The sequence below is a fragment of the Mitsuaria sp. TWR114 genome, assembly GCF_007997345.1.
This window is the reverse complement of the sequence record NZ_VOSR01000340.1, coordinates 1-1,065: the sequence shown is the minus strand read 5'-3', so window position 1 is coordinate 1,065 and position 1,065 is coordinate 1. Positions and strand designations below refer to the sequence as shown.

Below are 1,065 nucleotides of genomic sequence, written 5' to 3'. Positions count from 1 at the left end.
CGCCCGGCCTGGACCAGCCGGTAGCGGATGCGCTCCGAGGCCGGCAGCGCGGCCAGGTCCTCGGGGCTCAGGATCGGGGTGCTCGTCATGAAGCCTGCGTTCTCATGGGGGACCGGCGATTGTCGCGGCTTCCGCCCGGGATTGCGAAAGCCGGGGCTTGGCCTTGCGCGGGGCCCGGTCGGGACGGGCCCACTAAACTCGCGCGGTGTCTTCCGTCCCCTCCCCCAAGAACGCCGCCAGCGGCGGCGCGCCCCCGCTGCACCGGCTGCTGGCCAATGCCTCCGACGCGGTCCAGGCCGTGCGCGACGGCCACTCGCTGACCGACTGGCTGTCGCGCTGCCCTGCCGAGATCCGACCCGGCGTGCAGGCGCTGAGCTTCACCGTGCTGCGACGGCTGGGCGCCGCGCAGGCGGTGCGCGCGGCGCTCGCCCCCAAGAACCCGCCGCCGCGCGTCGACGCGCTGTTGCTGACCGCGCTGGCGCTGCTCTGGCCCGGCGAATCAGCCTACGCCGACCACACGCTGGTCGACCAGGCCGTCCATGCGGTCCGCCAGCGCGCGCCCAACAGCGCCGGCTTCGTGAACGCGGTGCTGCGCCGCTTCCTGCGCGAGCGCGAGGCCCTGGTCGCCGCCGCCCAGGCCGATCCGGTCGCCCGCTTCAACCATCCGCGCTGGTGGCAGGACCGGCTGCGCACGGACTGGCCCGCCGCCTGGGAAGGCCTGCTCCAGGCCAACCAGCAGAAGCCGCCGATGACGCTGCGCGTCAACCCGGCCCACGACGACCTCGCCGGCTACCTCGCCCGGCTGGGCGAGGCCGGCATCCCCGCCCATCCGGCCGGCGCGCTGTTCCCGCAGGCGGTGGTGCTCGACGAGCCGCGTCCGGTCCAGGCCCTGCCCGGCTTCGACGACGGGCATGCGTCGGTGCAGGACGCCTCGGCGCAGCTCGCCGCGCCGCTGCTGCTCGGCCAGCGCCCGCCTCAAGACCTGGCCCCACGCCAGCGCCGCGCACGGTTCGCATCGCGTCGACCTTGGCAATTCCGATGCCTGTTGCCCCGCGTGAACAGGCG

At 75.0% G+C, this 1,065-nt stretch carries 1 protein-coding gene; it reads left to right on the top strand.

Going from position 1 to position 1,065, the window contains the following annotated elements; translation table 11 throughout:
- Nucleotides 1–205: 205 nt before the first annotated feature.
- The coding region (locus FUT87_RS13440) for a transcription antitermination factor NusB (RefSeq protein ID WP_404935402.1) at nucleotides 206–1,065 on the top strand (860 nt) is incomplete at its 3' end.